At 47.5% G+C, this 3283-nt stretch carries 3 protein-coding genes and 1 pseudogene; 2 read left to right on the top strand and 2 right to left on the bottom strand.

What is annotated here, in order from left to right; genetic code table 11:
• Nucleotides 1-14: 14 nt before the first annotated feature.
• Complete coding sequence (locus RMO84_RS09045) at nt 15-416, bottom strand: DUF4332 domain-containing protein (RefSeq protein WP_310488149.1); 402 nt, start codon at nt 414-416, stop codon at nt 15-17.
• A gap of 96 nt (nt 417-512) precedes the next feature.
• Here RMO84_RS09045 and RMO84_RS09040 point away from each other — a divergent pair, with 96 nt between their 5' ends.
• Both RMO84_RS09040 and RMO84_RS09035 read left to right on the top strand, forming a co-directional pair.
• A complete protein-coding gene (locus RMO84_RS09040; RefSeq protein ID WP_310488148.1) occupies nt 513-2177 on the top strand; it encodes a rhomboid family intramembrane serine protease in 1665 nt (554 codons plus the stop codon).
• A 149-nt stretch (nt 2178-2326) separates the two neighbouring features.
• Complete coding sequence (locus RMO84_RS09035) at nt 2327-2833, top strand: DUF1993 domain-containing protein (protein WP_310488147.1); 507 nt, start codon at nt 2327-2329, stop codon at nt 2831-2833.
• Between the two features lie 94 nt (nt 2834-2927).
• Here the strand turns inward: RMO84_RS09035 and RMO84_RS09030 are convergent.
• Nucleotides 2928-3283, bottom strand: a pseudogene (locus RMO84_RS09030) (transporter); the annotation flags it as partial.

The following is a 3283-nucleotide window of genomic DNA, read 5'->3' as shown; positions in this document are numbered from 1 at the left end:
CCACAAACTACCATTCAACTTAATTCCTGAGCTTGTCGAATCCAATTTTGCACCTGAGCGAGATCGGGACAAAGATCTCGCCGTTGCAGCGTGGCGACGTGGAGTTTGAGTAATTGTTGGTGAATTTTATGAGCGGGCATTTGGGCTAGTTGTTTGACCGAAATGATGCCGGTATGGAGCAACAATCCGTTGTACTGACAACCAACTCCTGCCAATCTCGCTAAATCGGCTAATGCTACCAACTTATTGACATATTGAATCTTGGCACCGAGATCGGCTGCCAATTGCTGTTTGGTGGCAGCATCCGGTGCGGCAGTAAGGAGTTGTTGCGTCGTTGTAATCCCAATCGCTTCGAGCAAGACGCGTTCGGCCCGATCTAAGCCAGGTAAATCGCCTATCGACCAATCGCAAATCATCAGTGGGAAAGGGTAAGAGAATAATCGATCGATAGCGCAGCTAAAGATTTAGTTAGTATAGTAAGTATCTACGTAAATAGCGATGGTTCGCGCCTAATGGATTTTACCAATATTGTTTTAGTGCAGATTGCCATCTTTTATTGTTTGGCAATCTTGCTACCGACATCGCGGAGTAATTCGAGCCTGAAAATTGCCGCGATCGTCGTGCTGATTATTTTATCAATGAGTTGGTATTATCGACCCGATTTGATGATGAAGATCGGCATTGGGGCGTGGATTGGATTGGTATTATTGCCGATGATGCTACTGCGCCGATTGGAATCTTTAGTGAATAATTCTCAATATCTGGCCGCTAGTAGACTCGCCCGGTGGTTGAGATGGCTGGTACCGACAGATGGGATGTGGACGTATCATCATTTACTTTCTGGTCTTGCATTGGCTCAAACCGGCCAAATAGATGCCGCACACGAGCTGTTCGATCGATATCAACCGAACCATAGTGCAGGTAAACGCGCGATCGAGCAACCCGATCTCGGTCGGTCGGCAACTGCCTTATTATACCGATCGACCGATCGCTGGTCGGAGTATATCGAGTGGGTGCAGGCCCAAATGACCCAATCGCGATTGCCATCGAACGAACTGGGCGCGGCATTGGGCCATCGCGGCACGATCTTGGTTTACTATTTGCGGGCACTGGCGGAAACTGGCGATTTGCGCCGGTGTATCGCCGAGGTGGCTAAACTCGATCGGAGCCGTCAGCTTAATACTCAATCTTTAAACATCCTCAAGCTGTATATTCTGGCCTACTGTGGGCGGGTAGAGGCTTTAGAGCAGTCATCTTACAGCTTGCTATCCACATATTCTGCCGATGTCCATCAATTTTGGCTCGCTACGGCGGAGTTAGCCGCTGGCAATGTCGAGAGCGCGACGGAGCAATTAATTCAGCTGCGGCAGACGACCGCAGATAGCTGTATTCGGCACGATATCGATTGGCGATTGTCCCAACCATTGCCAGATTTGGACAAACTAAACCAATTTGACTGGGAGACTGTCGCCGAGATTGAAATGGCAGCCGTCCGCGATGCTCGCTATAGCAACCAGACGCCGATTAGTGCGACGACGCCAGTTACTAACTTGTTAATTGCGATTAACGTCTTAGTGTTTGGCGTGGAACTATTATGGCAATTGAAAACAGGCAACAAAGATTTTAATACCAATTTCTGGGTCGGCGATAAAGATGCGCTCTTCAATGTCTGGGGCGGCTTGACTGGTTCGCTAGTATTGGCGGGTCAATGGTGGCGGATTATTACGGCTAACTTTCTCCACATGGGCATCGCGCATTTGGGTTTGAACATGCTGGGCTTATTTTATCTGGGAAAATTTGTCGAGCATCGTTTGGGTTCTGTTCGATACCTGTTTGCCTATTTAGTGGCAGGATTGGGTTCGATGGCGGTAATTACTTATATCGATACCAAGTTGATGACCCCAAATACTACTGTCGGTGCCTCTGGGGCGATTATGGGCATGTTGGGAGCGGTGGGGGCGATTCATCTGAATGGTTGGCGACAATCCAAAGTAGCAGCGGCGGGACGGCAATTTCAAACGGTACTATTTAGCGTCGCTTTGCAGTTAGTTTTCGATATCACCAACGGGCATACCAGTATTGTCGGCCACTTTTCGGGACTGACGATCGGATTTTTGGTGGGGATGGCATTACTTCAATTTGGAGATCGAGATCTGCCCAGATTGCCATCATCTTAAACGCTGTATTAAGTCACGATGAACGAAACTCTAGTTTGGGCTAGAGATCTGGCGATCGATTTTCTGGCATAGAGATTACACCAACGGAGCGAAACCGATCGCAATCGATAGATAATACGATCGAGCACTTTTACCCAGTACGATCGATTATGACTATTTCCATGTATCAGGCATCGGTGCCACCGATCGTTAAATGTTTGCACAACCTAATTAATATCCTCAAAAAAGGTGCCGCTCACGCAGAAACCAAAAAAATCGACCCGTCAGTACTAATTAATAGTCGCTTATATCCTGATATGCATCCGTTGAGCAAGCAAGTCCAAATTGCTTCCGATCTCACCCGCAGAGGAGTCGCCAGACTAGCGGGCGTGGAAGCACCAGCGATGGCTGATGATGAAACAACTTTTCCCCAATTAATCGATCGTCTTCATAATACTATTGCGTATTTAGAAACGATAACGCCAGCGCAAATCGATGGTACCGAGCAAAAGCAAATTAGCCTCCCGATCGGCAAACATTCGATCGAATTTGCAGGAATGCCTTATCTAGTTTCGTTTATTTTACCCAATCTCTATTTCCACGCTACAACTACCTATAATATTTTGCGGCATTCGGGCGTAGAAGTAGGGAAAATGGATTTCCTCGGCAAACCGTAGATTTTATGTAACTGTGTGATGCCAGACCCCCGACTTCTTGAAGAAGTCGGGGGTCTAATATTTATCAACCATCTCAGCAGTAACGCTCGATGCCTTACCCAGTTGCGCCGAGCAACCAGACACCCATTATCATCAAACCGACAAAACCCCACTTTAGGGTTAATTTGCGCTTGGTTTCGCCATCGATCCGCCGTTGCACGATCGCAATAATTAAAGACAATCCAAAAGCATAGGCTGGCGTGGAGGCTTCGATCGCCGATACTAAAACTGGCACGCCTAATTTGACGGCAAGTTGCCCGGTGTACAGAGCCACCAAATTTAGTAACTCGATCGCGATAAAGATCGGGAGAGCTTGGTAAATTTTAGGTAAATCTTGACGGAGAGTTACCCGCACTTCTTTGAGCGACAAACACACTAATCCACTGAGAATCATCCCTGCCGTAATACTCA

The organism is Chamaesiphon sp. VAR_69_metabat_338, assembly GCF_031423935.1.
In the GTDB taxonomy this organism is placed as follows: Bacteria; Cyanobacteriota; Cyanobacteriia; order Cyanobacteriales; family Chamaesiphonaceae; genus Chamaesiphon.
This window is presented reverse-complemented; position numbering and strand designations above follow the sequence as displayed.

Excerpts from the sequence above, each read along its gene's own strand:
- RMO84_RS09045 (WP_310488149.1), bottom strand. The coding sequence starts at position 416 with ATGATTTGCGATTGGTCGATAGGCGATTTACCTGGCTTAGATCGGGCC.
- RMO84_RS09040 (WP_310488148.1), top strand. The coding sequence starts at position 513 with ATGGATTTTACCAATATTGTTTTAGTGCAGATTGCCATCTTTTATTGT.
- RMO84_RS09035 (WP_310488147.1), top strand. The coding sequence starts at position 2,327 with ATGACTATTTCCATGTATCAGGCATCGGTGCCACCGATCGTTAAATGT.